The organism is Streptomyces sp. GMY02 (assembly GCF_019056675.1).
Taxonomy (GTDB): Bacteria; Actinomycetota; Actinomycetes; order Streptomycetales; family Streptomycetaceae; genus Streptomyces; species Streptomyces odonnellii.
This window is the reverse complement of record NZ_CP077658.1, coordinates 867,867-893,351: the sequence shown is the minus strand read 5'-3', so window position 1 is coordinate 893,351 and position 25,485 is coordinate 867,867. Positions and strand designations below refer to the sequence as shown.

General features: G+C 70.0%; 20 protein-coding genes, 1 tRNA gene and 1 pseudogene. 10 read left to right on the top strand and 12 right to left on the bottom strand.

Annotated elements, in window-relative coordinates; translation table 11 throughout:
• Nucleotides 1-3: 3 nt before the first annotated feature.
• Nucleotides 4-1,119, bottom strand: coding sequence for a DNA alkylation repair protein (locus KQY30_RS03680; RefSeq protein ID WP_217305534.1), 1,116 nt, complete (start codon nt 1,117-1,119; stop codon nt 4-6).
• Nucleotides 1,120-1,276: 157 nt separating this feature from the next.
• The gene (locus KQY30_RS36180) at nt 1,277-2,575 is read right to left on the bottom strand and encodes a TetR/AcrR family transcriptional regulator (RefSeq protein ID WP_254407530.1); all 1,299 of its coding nucleotides are present in this window, start codon (nt 2,573-2,575) and stop codon (nt 1,277-1,279) included.
• A 129-nt stretch (nt 2,576-2,704) separates the two neighbouring features.
• Here KQY30_RS36180 and clpX point away from each other — a divergent pair, with 129 nt between their 5' ends.
• Together clpX and KQY30_RS03665 are read left to right on the top strand one after the other, a co-directional pair.
• The gene (gene clpX, locus KQY30_RS03670; protein ID WP_217305533.1) at nt 2,705-3,997 is read left to right on the top strand and encodes an ATP-dependent Clp protease ATP-binding subunit ClpX; all 1,293 of its coding nucleotides are present in this window, start codon (nt 2,705-2,707) and stop codon (nt 3,995-3,997) included.
• Nucleotides 3,998-4,302: 305 nt separating this feature from the next.
• Nucleotides 4,303-4,872: a histidine phosphatase family protein gene (locus tag KQY30_RS03665; RefSeq protein WP_217305532.1), complete on the top strand. Its 570-nt coding sequence runs from the start codon at nt 4,303-4,305 to the stop codon at nt 4,870-4,872.
• 65 nt (nt 4,873-4,937) lie between these two features.
• Here KQY30_RS03665 and crcB read toward each other — a convergent pair whose 3' ends face one another.
• The 4 genes from crcB to KQY30_RS03645 form a co-directional block, all read right to left on the bottom strand.
• On the bottom strand, nt 4,938-5,312 hold the full coding sequence (gene crcB / locus KQY30_RS03660) for a fluoride efflux transporter CrcB (protein WP_217305531.1): 375 nt from the start codon (nt 5,310-5,312) through the stop codon (nt 4,938-4,940).
• The gene (locus KQY30_RS03655; RefSeq protein WP_217305530.1) at nt 5,309-5,671 is read right to left on the bottom strand and encodes a DUF190 domain-containing protein; all 363 of its coding nucleotides are present in this window, start codon (nt 5,669-5,671) and stop codon (nt 5,309-5,311) included. The genes crcB and KQY30_RS03655 overlap by 4 nt, the downstream gene beginning before the upstream one ends.
• On the bottom strand, nt 5,668-6,132 hold the full coding sequence (locus KQY30_RS03650) for a CrcB family protein (RefSeq protein WP_217310713.1): 465 nt from the start codon (nt 6,130-6,132) through the stop codon (nt 5,668-5,670). The genes KQY30_RS03655 and KQY30_RS03650 overlap by 4 nt, the downstream gene beginning before the upstream one ends.
• Nucleotides 6,133-6,375: 243 nt before the next feature.
• The gene (locus KQY30_RS03645; protein WP_217305529.1) at nt 6,376-6,771 is read right to left on the bottom strand and encodes a DUF2267 domain-containing protein; all 396 of its coding nucleotides are present in this window, start codon (nt 6,769-6,771) and stop codon (nt 6,376-6,378) included.
• A gap of 388 nt (nt 6,772-7,159) precedes the next feature.
• On the opposite strand from KQY30_RS03645, the gene nhaA reads away from it, so the two are divergent.
• A complete protein-coding gene (gene nhaA, locus KQY30_RS03640) occupies nt 7,160-8,992 on the top strand; it encodes a Na+/H+ antiporter NhaA (RefSeq protein ID WP_217310712.1) in 1,833 nt (610 codons plus the stop codon).
• 15 nt (nt 8,993-9,007) lie between these two features.
• Here the strand turns inward: nhaA and KQY30_RS03635 are convergent, their stop codons facing one another.
• On the bottom strand, nt 9,008-9,841 hold the full coding sequence (locus KQY30_RS03635) for an alpha/beta fold hydrolase (protein ID WP_217305528.1): 834 nt from the start codon (nt 9,839-9,841) through the stop codon (nt 9,008-9,010).
• Nucleotides 9,842-10,057: 216 nt separating this feature from the next.
• Between KQY30_RS03635 and KQY30_RS03630 the strand changes: the two genes are divergently transcribed.
• Together KQY30_RS03630 and KQY30_RS03625 are read left to right on the top strand one after the other, a co-directional pair.
• Nucleotides 10,058-10,504, top strand: a complete 447-nt coding sequence (locus KQY30_RS03630; protein ID WP_217305527.1) for an ATP-binding protein — start codon at nt 10,058-10,060, stop codon at nt 10,502-10,504.
• Nucleotides 10,505-10,620: 116 nt separating this feature from the next.
• A pseudogene (locus KQY30_RS03625) lies at nt 10,621-11,405 on the top strand (cupin domain-containing protein).
• A gap of 73 nt (nt 11,406-11,478) precedes the next feature.
• On the opposite strand, the gene KQY30_RS03620 reads toward KQY30_RS03625, so the two are convergent.
• On the bottom strand, nt 11,479-12,390 hold the full coding sequence (locus KQY30_RS03620; protein WP_217305526.1) for an MIP/aquaporin family protein: 912 nt from the start codon (nt 12,388-12,390) through the stop codon (nt 11,479-11,481).
• Between the two features lie 188 nt (nt 12,391-12,578).
• Nucleotides 12,579-14,954: a discoidin domain-containing protein gene (locus KQY30_RS03615; RefSeq protein ID WP_217305525.1), complete on the bottom strand. Its 2,376-nt coding sequence runs from the start codon at nt 14,952-14,954 to the stop codon at nt 12,579-12,581.
• A 284-nt stretch (nt 14,955-15,238) separates the two neighbouring features.
• Here KQY30_RS03615 and KQY30_RS03610 point away from each other — a divergent pair, with 284 nt between their 5' ends.
• Nucleotides 15,239-18,562 (top strand): family 78 glycoside hydrolase catalytic domain, encoded by a 3,324-nt coding sequence (locus KQY30_RS03610; protein WP_217305524.1) that lies wholly within the window; start codon nt 15,239-15,241, stop codon nt 18,560-18,562.
• A gap of 34 nt (nt 18,563-18,596) precedes the next feature.
• Here KQY30_RS03610 and cobF read toward each other — a convergent pair whose 3' ends face one another.
• Nucleotides 18,597-19,391: a precorrin-6A synthase (deacetylating) gene (cobF, locus tag KQY30_RS03605; RefSeq protein ID WP_217305523.1), complete on the bottom strand. Its 795-nt coding sequence runs from the start codon at nt 19,389-19,391 to the stop codon at nt 18,597-18,599.
• A 111-nt stretch (nt 19,392-19,502) separates the two neighbouring features.
• On the opposite strand from cobF, the gene KQY30_RS03600 reads away from it, so the two are divergent.
• Genes KQY30_RS03600 through KQY30_RS03590 form a run of 3 tightly spaced genes read left to right on the top strand, consistent with a single transcriptional unit; the run spans nt 19,503 to nt 22,452 of the window.
• Nucleotides 19,503-20,222, top strand: coding sequence for a (Fe-S)-binding protein (locus KQY30_RS03600; RefSeq protein ID WP_217305522.1), 720 nt, complete (start codon nt 19,503-19,505; stop codon nt 20,220-20,222).
• Nucleotides 20,219-21,712, top strand: a complete 1,494-nt coding sequence (locus tag KQY30_RS03595; protein WP_217305521.1) for a LutB/LldF family L-lactate oxidation iron-sulfur protein — start codon at nt 20,219-20,221, stop codon at nt 21,710-21,712. Before KQY30_RS03600 ends, KQY30_RS03595 begins: the two co-directional genes overlap by 4 nt.
• A complete protein-coding gene (locus KQY30_RS03590) occupies nt 21,709-22,452 on the top strand; it encodes an LUD domain-containing protein (protein WP_217305520.1) in 744 nt (247 codons plus the stop codon). The genes KQY30_RS03595 and KQY30_RS03590 overlap by 4 nt, the downstream gene beginning before the upstream one ends.
• A gap of 38 nt (nt 22,453-22,490) precedes the next feature.
• On the opposite strand, the gene KQY30_RS03585 is transcribed toward KQY30_RS03590, so the two are convergent.
• On the bottom strand, nt 22,491-22,955 hold the full coding sequence (locus tag KQY30_RS03585) for a DUF309 domain-containing protein (protein WP_217305519.1): 465 nt from the start codon (nt 22,953-22,955) through the stop codon (nt 22,491-22,493).
• 116 nt (nt 22,956-23,071) lie between these two features.
• Between KQY30_RS03585 and KQY30_RS03580 the strand changes: the two genes are divergently transcribed.
• Nucleotides 23,072-23,148, top strand: a tRNA-Pro gene (locus KQY30_RS03580).
• Between the two features lie 162 nt (nt 23,149-23,310).
• On the opposite strand, the gene KQY30_RS03575 is transcribed toward KQY30_RS03580, so the two are convergent.
• Nucleotides 23,311-25,239 (bottom strand): FHA domain-containing protein, encoded by a 1,929-nt coding sequence (locus tag KQY30_RS03575; protein ID WP_217305518.1) that lies wholly within the window; start codon nt 25,237-25,239, stop codon nt 23,311-23,313.
• Nucleotides 25,240-25,485: the final 246 nt, after the last annotated feature.

Here is a 25,485-nt window from a genome sequence, read left to right as displayed (position 1 = left end):
CGGTCACAGGTCCACGATGAACTCCGCCTTCCCCGAGCGGCGGCCGTTGATCTGGATCTCCAGGGCGTGTTCGCCGGAGTAGTGGCGGCGGGTGGTGATCGGTCTGAAGGAGTGGCGGCGTTCCAGGGCGAGGCGCTGGCCGGGCGCCAGGGTGCGGGTGGTCAGTTTGAAGACGCGGGGCGCGGTGGAGCCGTTGGCCTTGCGGTAGTGGATGACATAGTCGACCGCCAGCCGGACCGGCGCCGGTCCGTCGTTGAACAGGTCGACGCCGAAGACCAGTTCATCGACCTCGGTGACTTTCGTGCTGCGCAGTTCGGGGCCGGTGACCACCAGATCGGTGGATGGCGGGGCGAAGCCGAGCAGGTCGAGGGCCTGCGCGTCGGCCTGCTTGATGAGCGTGCGCATCGCGTGTTTGACGACCGCCGGAGTGGTGGCGGCGGTGGCATCCTCGGACCAGCGGCGTGCGGTGGAGACGGCGAGCACCGGGTCGAGCCGTGAGATGTCGTTGAGATGGTTGGCCACGGACCGGCGGACCACTTCGTCGGTGTCGGTGTGGAGGTCGTCGAGGATCGGTACGGTCACGGAGGGCCGGCGGCGCAGTTCCGGCACCTGCTTCGCCCAGGGCAGCCGCGGTCTGGTGCCCTCGCTCGCCAGCCGCCGTACGGCAGGGTCGGCGGACCCCGTCCAGGTACGGACGGTCCGCAGTGTCCGGTCGGTGTCGGCGTTCAGAAACGTACGCAGCGCGAATTCGCCGGTCAGCCGGGGTGTCAGCGCGGTCAGCAGCGCGAGACCGTCCTCGAAGTCGCCGGGGCGCGCCGAATCCACGGCCAGCACCGCCACCGCCTCGGTGACCGGCCAGATCATCCAGCCGGAGAACCCCGGATCGGTCAGCGCGGTACGGAAGACCTCCGCGGCGGCGGTGTACGCACCGCTTCCGGGGAGGTCCTGGATCAGCGCGTCCCGCACCGCGCGGGCCCGCTCGCTCAGGGCGAGCGGGCCGAGGGCCGCGGCGCTCTCCCGTACGGCGGACCAGCGCGAGGCCGGTCCCGCGGTCGTGCCCAGCACGCGGGCCAGCTTCTCGATGCTGTCCGGGCTGATCAGCTCGTCGGCGGTGGGCATGTCGGTGCTTCTTTCGTGTGCGGGGCGTCCATACGTCGATGCCCGACGCTACAGCGCGACTAGGACAGCGCCCCGGTCCGCGTCTCCGCGGTCGTACGGCTTCGCGGTCGTACGGGCTGCCGTACCGCTGCCGCGCGCCATACGCCGTACGCGTACGTCAGTCGCGGCCCGCCCCGCCCGTGCTCGCGGGCGTGCTCAGGACGGCCGACGCGGCGGCGTGGCACGCGCCGCGGCCGTCCGCGCGGGCGACGATCCGTTGTGCCGCGATACGCACGGCCGCCTCGGTCCCGTCGCTCACGGCGGGCAGACCGGCCGCCGCCGCGAGGGCTCCCGACTCGTCGAACACCACCTGGAGGCGCGGCCACGCCGAGGGCGGGAACGCCTGGCGCAGACAGCCGCAGAGTTCGGCGACCGCCAGCCGCGCCAGCGGTGCCAGCTCGGCGGGATCGCCGGTGACCAGGGCCGCGGTGATCCGTGCTCCCGGCGGGGCGGCCCGTACCGCCTCCTCGATCGCCTCCAGCCGGTGCAGCCCGAGGACGGCCACCACCCCGTCGTCCGCGAGCAGGGCGGGTTCGCCCCGTACGGCGTCCAGTGCGTGCGGCGCGGCGGGCGGGATCCATGGGGCGTCGACCGGCAGGGCCTGGGTGATCACATGGGCGGGCGGCCACCAGCCGTGCAGATCGAGGCCCGCCAGCCGTTCGCAGGCGCTGACGACATTGAAGGGCTCGATGAACCCGGGCGCGGCGGCGGCCATCTGGTTCGCGCCGTGCAGGGTGGTGAGCACCGCCTCCGCGACCCGCACCAGGCCGCCGGGCGCCGTGCCGGGAGGCCCCAGCCGCTCCAGGGCGAGCCCGAGCAGGATCGCGTCCAGCTTCATGAGCTGCGCGAACGGCCGCCGGATCCGCTCCTCGGCGAGTACCTCGGGCAGCAGGTGCACCCCGAGCCGCGCCGGTCCGTGCGGCTCGCCGACATCGGCGAGTGGCAGCCGCCCGACCCAGGCCCGGGCGAAGCCGCCGAGCGCCTCGGCGGCGGAGAGAGTGTCAGGGGCGGCGGGCGCGACGCCGACAAGGCCGGTCTCAGGAACCGTAGGAGTCGGCTCCCCGCGCGTAGGACCGGACTTGGCGCCGGTACGGCCCGTACGGTCGGGTCCGGGCCGGCCCTCGGGTCCGGGCCGGGCGGATCCGGTCCGCGACGGCTCCTGAGCCCCGGCCCATGACGGCTCCTGAGCCCCGGCCCGTGTCGGCGCGCGCTCGGCGAGATCGGCCAGCACCGCGAAATACAGCGCCCGTTTGCCCGGAAAGTTGGAGTAGACGGCGCCACGGGTCAGTCCGGCGCGCTGCGCGATCCCGTCCACCTTCGCGTCCCGGAAACCGCGCTCGGCGAACTCGCTCCTGGCCGCCGCCAGCACACTGGCGCGATTGCGCTCCTGTGACTGCGCCCTGCTGAGCCGGCCCATCGTCCTCACTTGTCCCCGCGTTGCCGTCTGTCGCGGTTCAAGATACCGTCGGCTATTCAGATGTTCACGCCATATGGTTGAAGCATCTGGATCGACCAACCCGTACCACCCTTGAGGAGACACTTCCGCGTGGCAGGCAACGGTGACGGCGGCACCCTGCTGAAGTGCACGTTCTGCGGGAAGAGCCAGAAGCAGGTCCAGAAACTGATAGCGGGTCCGAGCCCGGTCTGTATCTGTGACGAATGCGTCGGCCTCTGCAACGAACTGATCGCGGAGGACCTCGAAGGCCCGCCCGGCGACGGACTCGCGGAGCTGCCGAAGCCGAAGGAGATCCACGACTTCCTGGGGCAGTACGTCATCGGGCAGGAGAGCGCCAAGAAAACCCTCGCGGTGGCGGTCTACAACCACTACAAGCGTATCGGTGCGGTGGCGGGCGGAAACCGGCGGCATGGCGGCGACGAGGATCCCGTCGAGCTCGGCAAGTCCAACATCCTGCTGGTCGGCCCGACCGGCTGCGGCAAGACCTATCTCGTCCAGACCCTGGCCCGGATGCTCGACGTCCCGTTCGCGATCGCCGACGCCACGGCGCTCACCGAGGCGGGCTATGTGGGGGAGGACGTCGAGAACATTCTGCTGAAGCTCATTCAGGCCGCCGACTACGACGTCAAGCGGGCCGAGACCGGGATCATCTACATCGACGAGATCGACAAGGTCGCCCGCAAGAGCGAGAACCCTTCGATCACACGTGATGTGAGCGGCGAGGGCGTGCAGCAGGCGCTGCTGAAGATCCTTGAGGGTACGGTCGCGAGCGTGCCGCCGCAGGGCGGACGCAAGCACCCGCAGCAGGAGTTCATCCAGATCGACACCGGCAATGTGCTGTTCATCGTGGGCGGTGCCTTCGCCGGTCTTGAACGCATCATCGAGCAGCGCGTCGAACGCAAGGGCATCGGCTTCGGAGCGGCGATCCGCGCCAACGAGGACCGGAAGGACGAGCCCGGCTTCGCCGAGGCACTGCCCGAGGACCTGCTGAAATTCGGGCTGATCCCGGAATTCGTGGGCCGGCTCCCGATGCTGGCGACCTTACAGCCACTGGATCTGACCGCGCTGACCCGGATTCTGACCGAGCCGCGCAACGCGCTGCTCAAGCAGTACCAGAAACTCCTCGAACTCGACGGAGTGGAGCTGGAGTTCACCGACGCCGCCGTCGCGGCCATCGCGGAACAGGCCCTGCTGCGCCGGACCGGCGCCCGCGCGGCACGCACGATCCTCGAAGAGGTCCTGCTGAATGTGATGTACGAAGTACCGAGCCGCGACGATGTCGCCCGGGTCGTGGTCGACCGCGACACGGTCCTCGACAACATCAATCCGACGCTGGTACCGCGCGAGGACCGTGGGCACGGGCGCCGGGAGCGGTCCGCCTGAGCTTCACCGGGGCGCCGGCCCGGCCTTCGCTCGGCATCGCGCTGCCCCGTTCACTGCTCGGGCCCGTTCTCGCGGATCTCCGTCACGCACACCTCGCCCGGGTGGGCGACGACCAGGCGAGCGAGCCCGCGCGGCCCGTCCTCTCGGTCCGGCCCGCTGTCCGGCGCCGCGCTCGGCTCTGCCGCCGGCCGCGAACGGCCCGACACCTGAAGGCCGGCGGGTGATACGGAGCGCGGTCGGCGGGAAGAGTGTGTTCGCTGGGACACACCGTGCCGCGCCGGCACCGCCATCCAGAGAGGTACGAGATGACACCCCCAGCGCCACCACCGGATCCTGACCCGGCACCGACCCGCCTGATCGTCCTCCGGCACGCCAAGTCCGCGTGGCCGGAGATGGTGGCGGACCATGAGCGGCCCCTCGCGCCCCGCGGGCGCAGGGATGCCCCGGCCGCCGGGAAATGGCTGGCCAAGTCCGGGTACCGGCCCGATCTCGTGGTCTGCTCCACCTCCCGCCGTACCCGCGAGACCTGGGACCTGGCCGCCGCCCGGCTCGGTACGGAACCCCGGTTGATCCACGATCGCCGGGCGTACGAAGCGAGCGCCGCCGAACTGCTGCGCCTGGTACGGGAGTCACCCCGGCGGGTACGCACATCCGGGCCGGTACGGACGCTTCTGCTGGTCGGCCACCAGCCGGGGGTGCAGGACCTGGTGCTGAGCCTGGCGGGCCGGGACGAGGGCGACTGTCTGGCCCGGGCCCGGGAGAAGTTCCCCACCTCGGCGATCGCGGTGCTCGCGCTGTCCGGCTCCTGGGAGGCGCTCGCCCCCGGGACCGCCACCCTCACGGACTTCGCCGTACCGCGCGGCCCGAAAAAGTAACCGCGAGACCCGGAACGCGGCCGCGGACCCCGACTTCCGTACCGCTTCACCGGGCCCGGCCGCAGTCACGCCCACAACGCCTCGGCGACAGCGACCCCCATGAACACCGCGCCGAGACCGGCGATCACACTGGCGATGACATTGGCGGCCGCGTAGAACTTGGCGCCGTCCTCGGCCAGCCGCAGCGTCTCGTAACTGAACGTGGAGTACGTCGTGAGCGCGCCGCACAGCCCTGTCCCGATGAACAACTGCACCTGGGAGGACGCCGCGCCCGCGGTGACCGCGCCCGTGACCAGTCCGAGGACCAGACACCCCACCACATTGACCACGAAGGTCCCCCAGGGGAAGACGGTGTCATGCCGGGTCTGCACCGCCCGGTCGGTCAGATAGCGCAGCGGGCCGCCGACGGCGGCTCCGGCCAGGACCAGCAGCCAGTTCACCGTTCCCGGTCCTCTCGGTCCTTCCCGCGCTCCGTGTAGCGGATGACCTCGCAGTCGTCGAGCATGACCAGCCCTTCGCGGACCAGCTCGTCGAGCTGCGGCAGGAACGCCCGGATCTTCTCCCCGGCGTCCACGATCACGATCGCCACCGGCAGATCCTCGCTCAGCGACAGCAGCCGTTGTGTGTGGATCAGCGACGACGCGCCGTACCCCTCGACACCGCGGAACACACTGGCCCCGCCGAGCCCGGCCGCGTGGGCCCGGTGCACGATCTCCGTGTAGACAGGCCGGTGGTGCCAGAGATCCGACTCCCCGACGAAGATCGTCAGCCGCAGGGCCGTACCCGCCAGCTTCGTCATGACTGCCTCCACGCCACCACGCGGCGTGTCACCCACACCGCGGTCCACACCGCCGCGAGAGCCGCGAACAGTGTCACACCCAGGTAGGCCATGCCCGTACGGGCCCGGCCGGTATCCACCAGCCGCTCGATGTCCACCGCATAGGTGGAGAAGGTGGTGAACCCGCCGAGGATGCCGGTGCCCACGAACGGCCGGATCAGCCGGTGTGCCGTCCACACATCCGTGATCACCACCATGAACACACCGATCAGGGCACAGCCGGTGACATTGACGACCAGCGTCGTCCAGGGAAAACCGGCGACGGGGGTCGGCCAGATCAGCGACGCCCCGTACCGCGCCGCCGAGCCGCACATCGCACCGAGCGCCACGGCGGTGACCACCGGCCACAGCACCCGCGCGCGCTCCGCCCGCTGCGCGGGTACGGAGAGATCGACATCGGGATCGGTGGGCTCTTCCACCACACGGCTCCGGGGAACTCTCACCACAACGCGTCTCCTACTCGTACGGCGCCCGGCATGCGGGCGCGCTCGATCGCGAGTAGGGACCGTTGGCGGCTGTCGCCGCGGTTCGGGTACGGCGGGCCCCACCGCCGCGTAACACTGTGCCGCCCAGGCTAGCCCCCCGCACCGGCCGGACGCCAACCGCGTGCGGGCGGCGCACACCGGAACCGGTGACCGGGCGGACAGCGCGGCCTCGGCTCCGGGTCAGACCGGCTGCGGGCGGCCGAAGAGTAGGTCGTAACCCGGCGGGAGCTGGAGCAGGACGCGGCGCATCAGGTCCTCGTCGGTGGCGTCGGCCACCACGCTCAGGACCGCGCCGACATCCCACTGCGCGGTCTCGTCGGTGGCTCCCTGGATCCACGCGGCGGCCGCCTGTACGAACCGGTCCGCCGTGAGCGGTTCGGCGGCCGGCAGCGGATTGAGCAGCACCAGCGCACAGGTCTCCGGCAACCGCGCGGCCAGCTCGGCCCGTTCGCTCCCCACCACATGGGCACCGAGGAGCGCGAGCACCACGCGGACCGCCCGTTCCGCCTCCTTCGACGAGGGGTACTCCCCGCGTTCCTGGACCGCCGCCAGGAACGCGTCCCACCGCATCACCATGACGGCCTCCCTTCTGCGTCAGCCGCGTCGGCGCCGCGCGATCCGCGCCGCGAAGGGACGGCGGGGGACCGGCACCGACACCACCGGTATAACTCACCCGCAGCAAACTTGACAAGGATAGGCTCAACTTGGCCCGGCTCAGGGGCTCCTGCGTCTCCCGGCGGCTTCTGCAACCGGCGCGCCCGTACCGCTCCCGGCCGGCGCACATACGGCTCCAGGCGGGGGCTCGTACGGTTCCCGGGGCCGCCGGAAGTCCCGAGTCTCTCCGGCAGGGCGGCGCCCGAGGCCGCCATCAGACGCGTTACGGTCCCGGCCGCAGCAGAATGGCGGGGTGACTGTCGACCCCGCCACCCCGGCCCTTTCCGGCCAGACCACCAGTGGCGACGAGATGCGGACACCGCTCCGCGACTTCCTGCGCACCGAGACCGGCAGCGCGTCCGTCCTGCTGGCCGCCGCGCTGGCCGCGCTGGTGTGGGCCAACGCCGGGCCCGGCACGTACGCCACGTTCTGGGCCACGGACCTCTCGGTCCGTATCGGCTCCGCCGGAGTCTCCCTCGGACTGCGCGAGTGGGTGAACAGCGGGCTGATGACGCTGTTCTTCTTCGTCGTCGGCCTGGAGGCGCGCCGTGAGTTCGACATGGGCGAACTGCGCGAGCGGAGACGCGTCGCCCTCCCGCTGCTCGCCGGTATCAGCGGCATGGTCGTGCCGGTCGTCATCTACCTCGCCTTCAACGCCGGTGAGGCGTCGGCGCGCGGCTGGGGCGCCGCAATGTCCACCGACACGGCCTTCGCGCTGGGCATGCTCGCGGTGTTCGGTACCCGGCTGCCCGTGGGCCTGCGCGCCTTCATCCTGACCGTCGCCGTCGTGGACGACTTCGTCGCGCTCGGTGTCATCGCCATCGCCTACAGCGGCCATGTCAATGTCATGGCGCTGATCACGGCCCTGGTGATCTTCGCGGCCGTCCTGCTGGTACGGGCCGCCGGAGTGCGCCGGGGCGCGGTGTACGCGGTGCTCGCGGTGGCCCTGTGGGTGGCCGTCCTGGAATCGGGCGTCGACCCGGTCGTCACCGGACTCGCCATGGGGCTCCTGACGTACGCCTACCCCGCCGCGCGCAGCGATCTGGAGCGGGCGACCGGGCTGTTCCGCCTCTTCCGCGAGCAGCCCACACCGGAGCTGGAACGGTCCGTACGGGCCGGACTCGCCTCGGCGATCTCCCCCAACGCGCGCCTCCAGCGCATGTACCACCCGTGGACGAGCTATGTGATCGTGCCGGTGTTCGCCCTCGCCAACGCCGGGATCACCATCAGCGGAAGCGTCCTCGCGAACGCCTTCACCTCGCCCGTCACCCTCGGCATTCTGCTCGGCTATGTCGTCGGCAAGCCCCTCGGCATCCTCGGTGCCTCCCTGCTGACCACCAGACTGAGCCATGGCCGGCTGCGGCCGCCCGTAGGCTGGGGCGCCACCGCCGCCGGCGGCACCATCGCGGGCGTCGGCTTCACCGTCTCCCTGCTGATCGCCGTCCTCGCCTTCCACGGCACCCGGCTCGACCAGGCGAAGATCGGCATCCTCGCCGCAGTGCTCTGCTCCTTCGCCGCCACCTGGGCGGTCACCTGGGTGATCGGGATCCTGCCCCGACGCCCCCGGATCACCGCCCTGCTCGGTACGGGCGAGTCCATCATCGATCTGTCGACCCCCGTCGACCCGGATCACGACCATGTACGCGGCCCCCGCGAAGCACCGGTCACCGTCGTCGAGTACGGCGACTTCGAGTGCCCGTACTGCGGCCTGGCGGAGCCCGTCATCCGCGAACTGCTGGCCGGCGCGGGCGACGTACGGTACGTCTGGCGCCATCTCCCGCTCACCGACGTGCACCCCAACGCGCAGCTCGCGGCCGAGGCGTCCGAGGCCGCCGCCGCGCAGGACGCCTACTGGGAGATGCACGACCTGCTGCTCGTCCACCAGGGCGATCTGCGCGCCGCCGATCTGCTGCGCTACGCCGAGGACATCGGCCTCGACAGGGAACGCTTCCACCGTGATCTGCGCGCCCACACCGGCGCGGCCCGGGTCGCGGAGGATGTCGAGACAGCGGACATGAGCGGTGTGTCGGGCACCCCGACGTTCTTCGTCAACGGGCGCCGCCACCACGGCGCATACGACATTGTCGGCCTTTCCGCCGCCGTACGCGCGGCCCGCGCACGCTCCCTGATCAAGGAGCCGTGACCGGCCTGAACCCGATCAGGCCTTGAGGAAGTCCAGCAGCGCCGGGTTGACCACCTCGGAGTGGGTCCAGGCGATGTTGTGCGGGCCGCCCTCGACCGTGATGAAGGTCAGATCCTTGATGAGGCCCGGCAGCCGCTTCGCCGTGTTCGCGTACGGAAGGACCCGGTCGTCGGTCCCGTGCATCAGCAGCGTGGGCACATCGATGTTCGGCAGGTCCTTGCGGAAGTCGGTCAGCCAGGTGTCGACACAGGCGTAGGCGCCGTGGGCCGAGTTGGCGACGGCCGTGTTGAAGCTGAAGTTCCAGGCCTCGTCACTGATCCGCGTGCCCTTGTACTGATCGTAGTTGTACAGGTTGTTGATGAACACCTTCATATAGGCCGGGCGGTCGGCGACGATGGCGGCCTTGATGTCCTCGAAGACGGACCGGTCGACCCCGTCGGGATTGTCGTCGGTCTTGAGGAGGAACGGCGGTATGGCGCCGAGCAGTACGGCCTTGCTGATCCGCCCGGAACCGTACTTGCCCAGATAGCGTGTGACCTCGCCCGTGCCCATGGAGAAACCGACGAGCACCGCGTCGGAGATGGACAGATGGTCGATGAGGACCTTGAGGTCCGCGGCGAAGGTGTCGTAGTCGTAACCGAACGTGGGGCGGCTGGAGTTGCCCGTACCGCGCCGGTCGTACGTGATGACGCGGTACCCGGTGGCGAGCAGCACGCGCTCCTGCTTCTCCCAGGAATGCCCGTCGAGCGGATAGCCGTGGATCAGGATCACGGGCTGTCCCATGCCGTGGTCCTCGTAGTAGATGTCTATGGAGCCGGTGTTTTCCTGTCCGACGGTGACGAACGGCATGGGAATGCCTGCTTTCTGTGCTCGTTGATGGCGCTTTGTCTCCATGAAAACCCCGTCGGCCGGGGCTCGCCACATGGCTCGGTGCCGCGTCGGTCATGGGTTCGGACGCGCATAACGGCGGCGTGCGAGGGCACAAGGCAACAAGGGAAACGGAGAACGATGTCCGACGCATCGCCCTCGTCGGTGCGCGGGCAGGAGCGAATGAGCGTATGACGTATGAACGGACAGACGGTTGCCGGTACGGCTTTCGCGTCCCTCGCGGACTCGGTACGCCCGTTGCGCCGGGCCCGCGAATTCCTGGGCTCGCCGGGCTGTACGGCCGAGGCGCGGCTGCTCGCCGACCGTTTTCTGCGACAGCTCGAAGCCGAGTGGTGCGCCGCGCTCGGCGACGGGCGGGGCGACGATGTGCTGCTTGTCGTCAATGAGCTGGTCACCAACGCCGAGCGGCACAGCCATGGCCCGTATCTGCTGGAGCTGGAGGGCACCGGCCGGCAGGTGATCGTGACCGTGTACGACAGCAGCTCGGCCCTGCCGCGCCGCTATGAACGGGACCCCGGCAGGCTGGGCAGGCACGGTATGGAGATCGTCCATGTGCTGAGCGACCGGCTCGTCGCCGAACGGGTTCCGGTCGGCAAGCGCGTCCAGGCCATGTTCGAGCTGTGAGCTGCGGGATGCCCGGGATGCGTTGACGCCGTTGCGGGGGTGACCCTACCTTCGCTGTAGAAAGCGCTTGCTATGCGCACTCGGCGCTCGTATGCGAAGGCGAAGGTGAGGAACTGATGGGTACACAGGCGCAGGCGCCCGCGGCGGCGGGCACGGGGAGCGCGGCGGGGTTCGCCGGGCTGCCCGGGGCCGTCGCCGTATCGCATCTGCGGGTGTACGACTGGGAGGCCCCGGACGGAGTGCGCGGCGGCACCCCGCATCTGCACCTCACCTGCTCCGAGGGGTACGTGGTGACGGCCGGCCGGGGAGCCGTCCAGACGCTCGGACCGGCGGGCTTCGCCGTGACACCGCTGGCGCCCGGTGCCCTGGTCTGGTTCACCCCCGGCACCATTCACCGGCTGGTCAACGAGGACGCGCTGCGCATTGTCGTCCTGATGCAGAACAGCGGACTGCCGGAGGCCGGCGACGCGGTACTCACCCTCCCCCGGAGTATCTGACCGACCCGGAGACCTACGCGCGGGCCGCGGGCCTGCCCGACGCCTCGGAGGCTTCGGAGGACGAGCGGGCCACCGCCGCGCGCCGGCGGCGCGATCTCGCGGTCGAGGGCTTCACGGTGCTGCGTACGGCATGGGAGGCGGGCGATCCGGGGCCCCTGCTCGACTTCCAGCGGGCCGCCGCCGCGCTCGTACGGCCGCGGCTGGCGCGATGGCGCGAACGCTGGGAGGCGGGCGCGGCCGAAGCCGCCCGGCAGACCGGCGCCCAGCTCGACCTGCTCGCTGCGGGCGACGCCTCCTATCTCGCCGAGGCCCGGCTGCACACCCGGCTCCCGGCGGCGCACGGCGGATTCGGCATGTGCGGGCGCCTCGACACGTACGACATCCCGGGACCGGCGCCGTTGTGACCCGGCCCGCGCCGGGAGCCGCTGCCAGTCACCGGCGGGCGCGGCCAATCACCGGACGGGCGAGCGGACTTGGTCAGGTGTCGGCGGCAGGTCCGGCGCCGCCGGCGCGGCCGCCCTCGTGGCTTTCGCTGGCCCTGCGGCGGGCGTCCAGCACCTTTCCGATGAGGAAGTCATAGACATGGGAACCGACGATCGCGCCGATCAGCGGGCCGACGATGGGGATCCACATGTAATGGCTGAACCATTTGAAGGTTCCGGGAATGGCGATATCGCCCCAGCCGACGGTGTAAGTCCACAGCCGTGGACCGAAGTCCCGGGCGGGATTGATCGCGTATCCGGCGTTCGTGCCGATACTGAGGCCGACCGCCACAACCACCATGCCGGTGATGAAGGGGCCGAGATTGGCACCCGGTGCGACGTTCCGCAGATCGATGAGCGCGAAGATCAGCGCGACCAGGAACGCGGTACCGACGATCTGGTCGAGCAGTGGCCCCCACCATGAATTGCCGAAATACTGGGCCGGGAAAGTCGCGAAAATCGAGAAGGTGGGGAGAGATTCATCCCTGGCGAGCTTGGCTCTGCTGTTGGACGCGTTGATGGCTGAGGCATACATACCGAACACCAGGGCGGCGGAGAGGAAGGCCCCCAGGAATTGCGCGCCCCAGTAGGGGAGGACTTTTTTCCAGGAGAAGCCCCTGCGCAGGGCGAAGGCCAGGGTCACCGCGGGGTTGAGATGCGCTCCGCTCACACCCCCCGCGATATAGACGCCGAAGACGACACCGAAACCCCAGCCGAATGAGATGATCAGCCAGTTCGCGGCGTCGAAGGGGGTGGACTGCCGACCCGATCCGGCGAGGCCCACAACAGCGACCGCGACCGAGCCGCAGCCGAGCAGGACCAGTACGAACGTTCCCAGGAATTCCGCGAGCAGTTCACCGCCGAGCCCTTCTCGATAGCCGCGGCGCTTCGTACTGGTGGCTGGCATTACGCCTCCCGCTTCGCGATGTGGGGCCGCCCGGTGGAACCCGCCCGATAGCACTGTTCCACGGCCGGCGTCCGGTCGCGGATATGTGGTGGGCCATTCGGGCGATGGAGTGAACCGGCCGAAAAAACGAACGCCCGACCGGGGATGTCCCGGCCGGGCGTACGGTTTTCCGGCTGTACGGTCTGCGGCTAGCTGGTGTAGGCCTCCAGCTCGGAGAGCTGGGCAGCCGGCCAGCCGGTGTTGGCCGTGAACGTCAGCCGCAGATGGCGGACCTCCGTTCCGTCCAGACTGACCGTCGCGGTGTTGCCGCTCGACGGGTTGAACGTGTAGTTGGCCGAAGCCTTCAGTGTGCTGTACGTGGTGCCGGTGGCGCCCAGCACACTCAGTGTCTGCGTACGGGTTGCCCACGCGGACGCCGGAGGCAGCTTCAGCACGACCCGCTTGACCGCCTTCGGGGCGCCGAGATCCACTGTGATTGACTGGGGGAAGGCGTTGTTGGTGCTCTCCCAGTAGGTGTTGGCGTTGCCGTCGACCGCGTTGCCGGCGCCGTACACATCAGCGTGTCCCGACTCCGTGACCGTACGTCCCTGGGCGAGGTTGCCCGTCTCCGCCGGCGGGGTGGTGGGAGGCGTTGTGGGCGGTGTGGTCGGAGGTGTGGTCGGCGGGGTGGTGGGACCGCCCGGCACACCGCCGTTGGTCCACACCGGGTCGGGCCAGGTGCCGGTGCAGGCGGGCGGGTTGGCGTACCAGCCCGAGTTCCCCGAGCCCTGGGTGATCTGGAAGCCGCTGCCCACACAGTTGTGGATCGGGTTGGACTGCGCGATGTGGGTGGCGGTCACATTGGTGAACGAGGCCGTGCCCGGTGCCTGGATCTGGAGCGCGTAGGTGCCCGCGCCGTCGATCCTGATGTTGTTGAAACGCAGCCCGTTCGTCGCGCCCTCGATGAGATGGATCGCGGCGTAGGAGCTGTCCAGGACCTCGCTGTCGGAGATGTTGATGGTGGCGTTGATCGGCTCGTTGAGACCGCTGAACCAGATCGCGCCGACGCCGAAGCGCCAGTTGTAGTCGTTGTTCCCGGTCCGGATCAGGGTGTTGCGCGCGGCGGTGGCGACGCCCGAAACCGCCGTGCCCTGACCGGAGTTGACCCCCGGGTAGCGGTTGGCGATATGCAGCCCGCCGCCGTTGGTGATGGTGTCCGACATGACGTTGTCGGAGATCGTGATGTCCCGGCCGCCGTAGGTGACGATGTTGTTCGCCAGGATCGGCAGGATCACCGTGTTGAACGTGAACTTGTTGTTCACGTTCGGGACGGCCTCCGCCCACATGGCCAGACCGTCGTCACCCGTGTTGCGCACAAAGGTGTTGGTGACCGTCGAGTTGGTGACGCCCCGGTGGAAATTGACGCCGTCCGCGGTCTGGTCCAGGATGCGGCTGTTCTTGATGGTGAAGTTGTTCATCGGGCCGTCCATCCAGGCGCCGCACTTGGTGTGCTGCATCCAGACGTTGTCGACGACCGAGTCGGACATCGCGCCGCCGATGGCGTTGACCTGGTCGTTGTCCACGCGCTCACGGATGTCGCCCATGATGGCGAAGTCCCTGAGGGTGACATTGCTGCTGCCGCCCGCGTCGGCGTACTTCCCGTACACACCGACGGCCTTGCTGCGGTTGGACGGATCGCGTCCGGTCAGCACGCTGTACCAGGGGCCCGCGCCGCGCAGGGTCACCTTGTCCACGATGATGTGGTCGCGCACCTGGAAGGTGCCCTGCGGGATGTAGACCTCCCTGCCCTGGGTACGGCCCGCGTCGACCGCCGCCTGGATTTTGGCGGTGGAGTCGGCGCCACCGGTCGGGTCCGCGCCGAAGTCGGTCACCACGTCGATCGCGTTGGCGGGCTTGCCGATCGGCGAGGCCACCTGCTCGAAATCGGCCAGGTCGATGGTGAAGCTCGGCGACGCGGCGGTCGAGGAGACCTGGAGCCTGATCTTCGTACCGGCCGCCAGGGTCGACCCGAACATGGTGCGGGTCTCGTCGTAGAAGTGGTGCGGGTTGGTGTCGCCCGGGTTGTTGTTGAACGGGTAACCGCCGTAGTACCAGCCGTACTTGGAGGTCACCGGCACGCTCTTGAGGGAGGTGCCGTTGACCCGCAGGTCGATGGCGGCGTCGCGGCCGGTGCCCGCCGCGTTGTCGGGCAGCGAGTAGCGGAACGACATCGCGTTCGCCGGGGCGGTGAGCGTGAACTCCACATACTCACCGACCGCGTCGAGCGTCACGGCCTGCCGCCCGGAGGCTTCCGAAGGCAGCGTGCCGTAAAGGCGGTTGGGGCCGATCAGGGTGCCGTTGGTCGCGGCGTACTCGGCCTCCTGCTCCTTGAACGGCACGGTCGCGCCGCGGCCCTGGACATCGAGGGGCGAGGGGGCGGGGACCGCCGCCGCCTGCGCGTCGGGCGCGGTGGACAGCACCACCGCCGCGGCCGTCCCGGCCACGGCGAGTGCGAGGGAGAGGGACGCGGACAGGCCGCGCCTGAGCAAACGGCTTCTGGGGGATGGGGGGAGTGTCACAGACATACGTCCTTGCGGCTCGTGGGGACTCTGCGGACGCGAAAAGGTTAGAAGCGCAGCCGCATGAAGTCTATGAATCTGCGCAATTTTTGAAGCCCGAAGCAAAAATCCTTGACCCGGCAGGGGTGCTGGGCGGCGCGAGAAGGCCGCCGCAGGGTGCCGTGGTGCGGCTCGGGTGCCCGCTCAGCATCGGCCCCGCGCACACCTCTTGTAGGGCGCTCGCGGTCGGCCCTACGATGCTGGGCGCGCATGGTGAAACGTTTCAATCGTTGCCGTCGAAGGGGTTTGCGATGGACATGGGCTGGACACGCAGAGCGCTCCTGAACGCCTCGGTGGTGGGCGCGGGAGCCGGAGCCGCCGCACTGGCCGCGGGTTCCCCGGCTTCGGCGAAGCCCTCGGCGGGCGGGGCGGCACGTGGAGGCCGGCTCCGTATCGTTCGCACCACGGTCGAGTACGCCGAGCGGCTCCTCGGTACGGATGTGGCGGCGCCCCTGCTGTCCTGGGAACTCGACGGCGGCGACGGCCGGGGCGCGCGGCAGGGCGCGTACCGGATACGGGCCGCGGCCGACGCGCACGATCTCGCGGCCGGGCGGGAACTCCTCTGGGACACCGGCCGGGTGGCGTCCGACGCCGGTGTCGCCGTACCGTACGCGGGCCCCACGCTGCCGCCCCGTACCCGCTGCCACTGGCAGGTCCGTGTCTGGGACGCCGAGGGGCACGCCTCGCCATGGAGCACGGCCGGCTGGTGGGAGACCGCGCTCGGCGGTGAGGACTGGCAGGCGCAGTGGATAGGCGCCGGCCCGGCCGCCGAACCGCCGACCGCCGACGGCGCGTCCTGGATCTGGACCGCTGAGGCGACCACGGGCAACGCCCCGGTCGGCACACGGTGGTTCCGGGGCGGCCTTGCCCTCCCGGCCTCGGCCGCCACCTCCGACGCCGTCACCCGTGCCACCCTGCTCGCCACCGCCGATGACGACTTCACCCTGCATCTCGACGGCCGGCAGGTCCTCCATGCCCCCGAGCAGGTCGACGGATGGCGCACCGGACAGGTCACCGATGTCACCGAGGCCGTACGGTCCGCCCCCGGCGGACGGATCGTGCTCGCGGCCCGCGCCACCAATCGCGGCGGCGCCTCCGTCAATCCGGCCGGACTGCTCGTACGGCTGCTGATCGAGACGGCCGACGGAGCGAGCCACGAACTTGTCACCGGCCCGGGCTGGCGTACCGCCGGGACCGATCAACAGGGCTGGGAACAGCCGGACTTCGACGACACCGGCTGGAGCGACGCCGCCGTCCTCGCGCCGTACGGCCAGGGCCCCTGGGGCACCGGAGTCTCGTTCGCCGTGCCCGAGGCGCCCGCGCCCCTGCTGCGGCGCGAGTTCACCGTGCCCCGCCCGGTCAGCCGGGCCCGGCTCTACATCAGCGGACTCGCCTACTACGTCGCCGAGTTGAACGGGGAGCGCGTCGGCAGCCAGGTGCTCGACCCGGCGTTCACCGACTACGACGAGACCGTCCTGTACGCGGTGCACGATGTGACCGGCCTCCTCCGGCGCGGGACCAACGCCATCGGAGTCACCCTCGGACGCGGCTTCTACGGCATGACCACCCCCAATGTCTGGAACTGGCACCGGCCGCCCTGGCACGGCGAACCCCGGCTCCTCTGCCGTCTTGAGGCCGAACACCCCGACGGCTCCCGCACCACCCTGGTCTCCGGCACCGACTGGCGCCTCACCGAAGGACCCACCCGCACCAACTCCCTCTACGCGGGCGAGACGTACGACGCGCGGCTGGCTCCCGAGGGCTGGACCCGGCCCGGTTTCGACGACAGCGCCTGGCGCCACCCGAAGACCCAGCCGGCGCCCGGGGGCACACTGTGCGCCCAGCCCCAGGAGCCCATCGAGGTCATCGAGACCCTCACCCCCACCGCGATCACCGAACCCAGCCCCGGGGTGTATGTCGCCGACATGGGCCGTACGACCGCGGGCTGGACCCGGCTGACCGTACGGGCCCCCGCCGGCACCACCGTCCGGCTCGTCCATGGCGAGAAGCTCAAGGACGACGGCACCGTGCACGCGGAGACCGGGCATGTGCCCGGGCGGTTCCAGCGGGACGAGTACATCTGCGCGGGCGGCGCGGGCGGCGCGGGCGGTGCAGGCGGCATGGGCGGCGCGGGCGAGGAGGTGTGGGAACCCTCGTTCTCGTACAAGGGTTTCCGGTATGTCCAGGTCAGCGGCCTGCCGGCCCGCCCGCGCCCCACCGATCTGCGGGGCAGGGTCGTCCATACGAAGGTCGCCGAGGTCAGCGGCTTCGGCTGCTCCGAGCCGTTCTACGAGCAGCTCGACCGGGCGATGCGCCGCACCCTGCTCAACAATCTGCACGGCATACCCACCGACACACCGATGTACGAGAAGAACGGCTGGACCGGCGACGCCCAGCTCGGCGCGCCCGTCATGACCTATGCCTTCAGGATGCACCGCTTCCTGGCGAAGTGGCTCGGGGATCTGAAGGACAGTCAGAACCCGGACGGGCAGCTACCGGTGATCGTGCCGAGCGGCGGCTGGGGCTACGGCGACCTCGGCCCGTCCCCGGAGTGGACGACCGTATACCCCTTTCTCGTGCGGGAGTTGTACCGGATCTACGGCGACGACCGGACGGCCCGCGAGCACTGGCCGACCCTGACCCGTTATCTGGACTGGGAGCTGGACCGGCTGGTCGACGGCCTCGCGTTCACCGCGCTCGGCGACTATCTGCCGCCGGGCTACGGCGGAAACCCACCCGAGGACACCCGGCTGACAGCCACCGCGTACCTCCACAGGGCGCTCACCCAGACCGCCGAACTCGGTGAACTGCTGGGCCACGACGAGACCGCCGGGCGTTACCGCGGCGCGGCGGACGGGCTCAAGAGCGCTCTCAACGCCGCCTTCCTCGATCCGGCTTCCGGGCACTACAGAACCGCGAAGGACCCCGGCTACCGGCAGACCTCCAACGCCCTTCCGCTGGCGTTCGGCCTGGTCCCGGCGGGCGCCCGCGCCTCGGTGCTCGACAGTCTGGTCGCGGACATCACGGCGCGTGGCAACCATCTCAACACCGGGGCGCTGGGCACGAGCGTGCTGCTGCGCGTCCTGTGCGCGCACGGCCGCCCGGAGGTCGCGCACGCGATCGCCACCCAACGTACGTACCCCAGTTGGGGCTACTGGTTCGACAACGGCGCCGACACCATGTGGGAGATGTGGCCGCTCGACTCGCGCTCGCGTGACCACTACTTCCAGGGGACGGTCGCGCAGTGGCTGTACGAGAACGTGGCGGGGCTGCGGCCGGGCGACGCGGGCTACCGCAGCTTCACCGTACGGCCCGACGGACGCACCGGAGTCACCTGGGCCCGTACATCCATCCGTACGGTCCGTGGCACGGCCTCGGTGGCATGGTCGGAGATCGGCCCGGATCTGCGGCTCACGGTGCGGGTGCCGGTCGGCGCGACGGCCGAGATCCACGTACCCGCGCGGCGCCGCGAGGAGGTGAGGGCACCGGGCGGGGCCGAATATCTGCGCACGGAACCGGGGTTTGTCGTATACCGAGCGGACCATGGCGCCTGGGACTTCGTGGGGCGGAGCTAGCGGGTGTCCCGGGGCCGGAGGGGATTTGAACGTTTCAGTCCTGGTCCGTTCGGTCCCGGTCGCGCCGCAGCAGATACGTGTCCATGATCCAGCCCTTGCGGGCACGTGCCGCCGACCGCAGCTCCTCGATCCGGGCGGCCACCTCCGACAGCCGCCCGGAGACCAGGATCTCGTCCTCCGTCCCCACATAGGCACCCCAGTGGATGACCGGATCGGCCGCGAGATGGTGCCGGAAGGCCTGGTGCGCGTCGAGCATCACGACGACGTCGTCCACGCCCTCCGGCCATCCCTCGGCGAGCCTGCGGCCGGTGGTGATCTGTACGGGACCGCCCACCCGGTTCAGTCCGGTACGGTGCCGGGCGGCCAGCGCGGAGACGCTGCTGATGCCGGGGATCACCTCGTGGCCGAACCGGACCGTGCCGCGCTCCAGGACCTCTTCGAGGATGCCGAGCGTGGAGTCGTACAGCGAGGGGTCGCCCCAGACCAGGAACGCCCCGGTCCGGTCGTCGTCAGGACCCTCGCCCAGCTCCTCGCCGATCAGGCGCTCGTAGAGGTCGGCGCGCCGGCTCCGCCAGTCCCCGACGGTTCCCGGATAGGCGGCGCCGTCCGGGGCGGCCTCCCGCTCCGGATCGCGGACCTCGACCAGCCGGTGGTCATGGCCCGCGGCGTGCCGGCGCAGGATCTCGTGCCGCAGCTCCATGAGGCCGGCCTTCTCCTCGCCCTTGTCGAGCAGAAAGAAGACATCCACCTCGTGGAGCGCTCTGACCGCCTGCACGGTGAGGTGGTCGGGGTCGCCCGCTCCGATACCGATGACATAGATCTTTCTCACCGCGTCGAGTCTGCCGTATGCCCGCCCTGCACGACTCATCGGAGGTCTGATGCCTCTTCGCGATCTTCAGGGGTCTTACGCGCATCACCGCGCACGACATATGCTCCGCCCATGCGAGTCGCCCTCTTTGTCACCTGTGTCAATGACGCCGTCTATCCGTCCACCGGGATCGCGACCGTACGGCTGCTCGAACGACTGGGTGTCGAAGTCGACTTTCCCGAGGAGCAGAGCTGCTGCGGCCAGCCCCAGTTCAACACCGGCTACCGGCGCGAGACCGAGCCGCTGGTACGGCGGACCGTACGGGCCTTCGAGGGGTACGACTATGTCGTGACCCCCTCGGGTTCCTGCGCGGCGATGGTGCGGCAGCACTATCCGGCCATCGGTGGCGAGGCCGCGGGCGCCCTCGCCGCACGGACCTACGAGCTGACCGAATTCCTGGTCGACGTGATCGGGGTGACCGATGTCGGGGCGTACTTCCCGCATGCCGTCACCTATCACCCGTCCTGCCACGGGCTGCGGCTGCTCGGGCTCGGCGAACGGCCCCGGAGACTGCTGGAAGCGGTCAGGGGACTGGAGCTGCGGGAGCTGCCGGGCGCGGACGAGTGCTGTGGTTTCGGTGGTACCTTCGCCGTGAAGAACTCCGATGTTTCGGCCGCGATGGGCCAGGACAAGGTGCGCAACGCCGTGTCCACCGGGGCGCGGGTGCTCTGCGGCGCCGACAACTCCTGCCTGATGCATCTCGGCGGAATCGTCAGCCGTGAGGACGCTCCGCTGCGCGCCGTGCACCTCGCGGAGATCCTGGCGTCGACGGAAGAGGAGCCCTGGTCATGAGCGGTACGTATCTGGGGATGCCGGCGTTCCCGGTCGCGGCCAAGGACGCCGTGGGCAATGAGACGCTGCGGGCCAATCTGCGTCATGCCACCCACACCATCCGCGACAAGCGTGCCAAGGCCGTCGCGGAGCTGGACGACTGGGCGCGGCTGCGCGAGGCCGGCAAGCGGATCAAGGACCACACCCTGCGCCATCTCGACCGCTACCTCCTCCAGCTCGAGGAGTCGGTGACGGCGGCCGGCGGCGTGGTGCACTGGGCCGCCGACGCGGCCGAGGCGAACCGGATCGTGGCCGAACTGGTCAAGGCCACCGGCGAGTCGGAGGTCGTCAAGGTCAAGTCGATGGCCACCCAGGAGATCGGGCTCAACGAGGCGCTGGAGGCCGAGGGCATCTCGGCGTACGAGACCGACCTCGCCGAACTGATCGTGCAGCTCGGCGACGACCGGCCGTCCCACATCCTGGTCCCGGCGATCCACCGCAACCGGGGCGAGATCCGCGACATCTTCCGCGACCGGATGGGTTCCTGGGGCCGGGCCGCTCCCGAGGGGCTCTCCGACACCCCCGGCGAACTCGCCGAGGCGGCCCGGCTGCATCTGCGCGAGAAGTTCCTGCGCGCCAAGGTGGGGATCTCCGGGGCGAACTTCATGGTCGCCGAGACCGGCACGCTCGTCGTCTTCGAGTCCGAGGGCAACGGGCGGATGTGCCTGACACTGCCCGAGACACTGATCTCCGTGGTGGGGATCGAGAAGGTGGTGCCGAGCTGGCGGGATCTGGAGGTTTTTCTACAGACCCTGCCGCGTTCGTCGACCGCCGAACGGATGAACCCGTACACCAGCATGTGGACGGGCACCCATGACACGGACGGCCCGAGCACCTTCCATCTCGTCCTGCTGGACAACGGGCGTACGGAAACGCTGGCCGACGAGGTCGGGCGGCAGGCGCTCCGCTGTATCCGCTGCTCGGCGTGTCTGAACGTCTGCCCGGTGTACGAGCGGGCCGGCGGGCACGCGTACGGCTCGGTCTACCCGGGACCGATCGGGGCGATCCTGAGCCCCCAGCTCCGGGGCACGCGGAGCGAGATCGACGCCTCGCTGCCGTACGCCTCGTCGCTCTGCGGGGCGTGTTACGAGGTGTGCCCGGTGGCCATCGACATCCCTGAGGTCCTGGTCCATCTGCGGGAGCGGGTGGCGGACCAGGGGGGCAAGGGGCACCGGCTGGAGAAGGCCGTGATGAAGGCGGCGGGCTGGGTGTTCGACCATCCGAAGGTGATGGCGATGGGGGAGAAGGCCGCGTCGAAGACCCGCAGGCTGCATCCGTCGAAACTGCCGGGCGCGGGGGCGTGGACGAACACGCGCGACCTGCCCGAGCTGCCGCCGGAGCCGTTCCGCGAGTGGTGGAAGAAGAACCGGGCGGGGCAGCAGGCGGCCGGGGGCGGGGCACGTCGTACGACGGGCGGCGACGCCAATGAGCGTAAGGACAGCGGGACATGAGCACAGGCTCCAGCGCAGACAGCGGCACCCGCACCGGCACGGGCACCGGTTTCGGTACGGGTTCTGGTACGGGCGACGGCTCAGCGGCGGGCGGCGACTCCGGCTCCGGTGCCGGGGCGCGCGAGCGGATCCTCGCGCGTATCCGTACGGCGGTGGCCGACGCGCCCGAGGTCCCGGAGGCCGCCCGTGACTATCTGGACACGCACACGCCCGACGCCCGCATCGTCGATCTGCTCGCCGAGAACCTCGCCGACTACCGCGCGATCGTCCACCGCGCGGACACCGAGGAACTTCCCGCGCTGATCGCCCGTCTGCTGGCCGGGCGCGGCGCCCGTACGGTCCTCGTACCCCCGCTGCTCCCGTCGTCCTGGCTGTCCGCGACACCCGCGAGCATCACCCGGGTGGATGACGACGTCGAGGCGACGCCCAGGGAACTGGACGCGGTCGACAGCGTGGTCACCGGCTGTGCCCTGGCCATCGCCGAGACCGGGACGCTCGTCCTCGACGCGGCGCCGGACCAGGGGCGGCGCCGTATCACGCTCGTCCCCGACCACCACATCTGTGTCGTACGGACGGCCGACCAGGTCGTCGGTTCCGTACCGCAGGCCATGCCGCTGCTGGACCCCACCCGGCCGCTGACCTGGATCTCGGGACCCTCGGCCACCAGCGACATCGAACTCGACCGTGTGGAGGGCGTGCACGGTCCCCGCACCCTGGAAGTGGTCCTGCTCACCGACTGACCGGGGCCGGCGCGGGCCCGCTCAGCGGCCCGGGCCGGTCAGCCGGGGGCCTCGGCGCTCGCGTCCACCGGCCCGCCCGCCGTCACCCGTGCGGCCAACTCGCCCGCCCAGGAGGTCAGTCCGGCGACATCGACACCGTACGGGGAGTGGTACGAGGCGATCCCGCCCGCGCCACGCAGCAGCAGCCGTGCCCCGCCCGCCGTATTGCCGCGGGCGGCATGCGTCAGCCCGACGGCCAACTGCGCCAGCCCGCGCCACAGCGCGCGTTCGTCCTTGGGACCCGACTTCCACGCGTCCTCGAACACCTCGTGGGCGTGGAACGGCTTGCCCTCGTCCAGCAGGCGCTGTGCCTCCCGTACGGTCTCCTCTGGCGTACGCACCACCCCCTCGGGCTGCCGCTCCACCCCCACCGCCCCGTACGGCAACGGCCGCCCCAGCCCGTCCCGCGGCCGCGCACTCCGCGCCCGCCCTTCGCTGTCCCGGTCCCTGCCGTTCTGAGTCATGGACCGATTGTCCCTCCGACAGGCCCTGGACAGGCTGAGTCCTTCCGCCGCACGGAGTGGGGTAATCTTGTTGTGCACGGTCACCGCGGGGGATTTCCCCTGACGAGTCCGGGCATCGGGACGTGGCGCAGCTTGGTAGCGCACTTGACTGGGGGTCAAGGGGTCGCAGGTTCAAATCCTGTCGTCCCGACCAGCGTTTACGCAGGTCACAGGCGGTATCGGAGAAATCCGGTACCGCCTTTCCGTGTTTCTTGGGAACCGGTGCCCGGTGGGCGAGTTCTTCGCCCACCGCACGGCAGGGTCGGTCCGTCCGGTGACGGGCCCCGGTCACCGGACGGACCCACCCGTTGTCGGCTCACGCCAGATACAGCACCCGTGCTTCGGCGACCTCGTGGCTCACCGGCTCGACGGGGGGTGCCACAAAGGCAGGGGCGTTCGGCTCGTAGAAGATGTCGATGTCGGCCTCTTCACCACCGACGATCAGTGTGTCCCACGCACCGCTCTCCTGCAGGGTCCGCAGGGTCGACGGAGCGAGTGCCGACAGATGGCTCCGCAGTTCCTCGTCGCTGGGCATTCCGGGGAGGCGGGCGACCAGGCGCTCACGGATCGCACGCATACGGTCGAGCAGGATGTCCAGGTCGTCGGACCGCTCGGCGGCGGCTTCGGCTGCCCCGTCCTCCGTCATGCTCAGCGCGATAATGTCCTTGATCGCGCGAGTGGAGCCCTGTTCGTCGGTGGTGACCATGGCGTTCCAGGCACGGCTCTTGTGCCGGTACTGGAGCATCGACATCGCCGCCTCGTGCCGGGTGAAGTCCGCGTCGCGGAGCGGCCGGCCCCGCCATGCCCGGCTGAGGGACCGAGCCAGCGAGACGGCCGAGGCAAGGCCGCTGTTGAGGCCGCGTCCGGGCCAGAAGTGGATGGCGTTCGCCGCGTCGCCGAGCAGGAAGCCATATGTTCCGGGGCTCGTGGGGGTGGGGCGTGTGAGCTGCGCTGTGAACCGGGGGCGTTGCACCATGTCCAGCCGGAACGAGGTGATGGCGGTCAGATCGTCCTCGGGGACACCGAACAGCTTCAGGCCCTCCTTGATCCGCTTCCACAGCGGCGAACTGCGCAGCAGGGCGGGCAGGAACAGGGTCCCATGGGTCGGGCAGACGAATTCGTTGTCCTCGTGGCGGCTCATCACGCAGGGCCGGGCCGCGATGCATTCCTCGAACACGTGCCGGACCGGGTCGATGCCGATCACGTCACGCGCCTCGTCGCGAGTCAGCCTCATGTTCAGGAAGCCCTCGCCGCGCAGGGAGTTGAGCAGGAACCGGTTCTGGGACACGGTCAGCAGGACACTCATCGGATCCGTGAGCCGGGACTTGACCCGCAGTCCCAGCACCACGTCCTGGAGGTGCTCCCCGTCGAGCGAGTAGATCGAGGCGTCGGCCGTACCGAAACGGTCCCCGAAGTGCTCGCGGGTACGTGACCGGCCGCCCTCGCAGATGACCAGGACGTTCTCCTGGGAGAGCCGGTGCTTGGGCTCCGTGGGGTCGAAACGCTCCGGTACGAGGCGGATGGCGGGCTTGGTGTTGGCCAGCTCCAGCAGTTTGTCCTCGATGTAGGCGATCCGGATGTTGCGGGGCGCGCGGCCGTCCACGGAGTCCGGTCCCACGGGCCACATCTCGGAGCAGGACGCCTCGTCGTCGAAGAGAACCGACTGCATCTCGTCGGTCAGCGCGAGGTACTGCCGGCTCTGGACGGTGACGACCTGCTTGCGCCGTACGTTGCCGTGGGTCTCGTCCTTCCAGACCACCCTGGCGCCGTCCTTGATCCACCGGCCTTCGTAGACAGTGACCGAGACCTTCCCGGGCAGCGCTTTCTCCAGCAGCAGGGCAAAGGCGAGGCCGACCGGGCCCCCTCCTGTGACCGTGACGCGCAGCTCGCCCGGGTCGGCCGGGCCGTCGGTACGGGGCGATTCGAGCTGGGAGACCAGGACCGTCTCCAGGGCCTCCTGGGTCTCGAACAGGAAGGTCTCGTCGCCGATGCGTATGGAGTCGCCGGGCACCAGAACATGACGGGTGATCCGCCGGTCGTTGACGAAGGTTCCATTCCTGCTGTTCCGGTCATGGAGCACGTACGCGCCGTCCTCCGTGAGGATTTCGGCGTGCAGGCGGGAGGCGTTGGCGCTGACGATGATCACGTCGTTGTCGCTCTTGCGTCCGAACCGCAGCGGAGCACCGCCCAGAACCGCACTCTGACCGGCGAAGGGACCCGTACGTCCCACGATGACCGACGACACAGAAACTCCTTGCGAAAGTCTCGGTTGCGGGTGGAGGAACCACGTCTGTGGTTGGCCCGCTACGAGGGTGGAATGTTCCGGCCGCCCTCGGAACTCCGGTCCGGAAGACCGTATTTGACCGTTGACATCCGAGTGCGACCGACAACGGCTCAATTCTTATCGATTGAAGTGCGCCGGATGTGCCATGCCGTGGCTGTGTACGGCGCGAGTTCCCCCGGCCTGCCGGTCGGGGCCCGGGCCTTGACG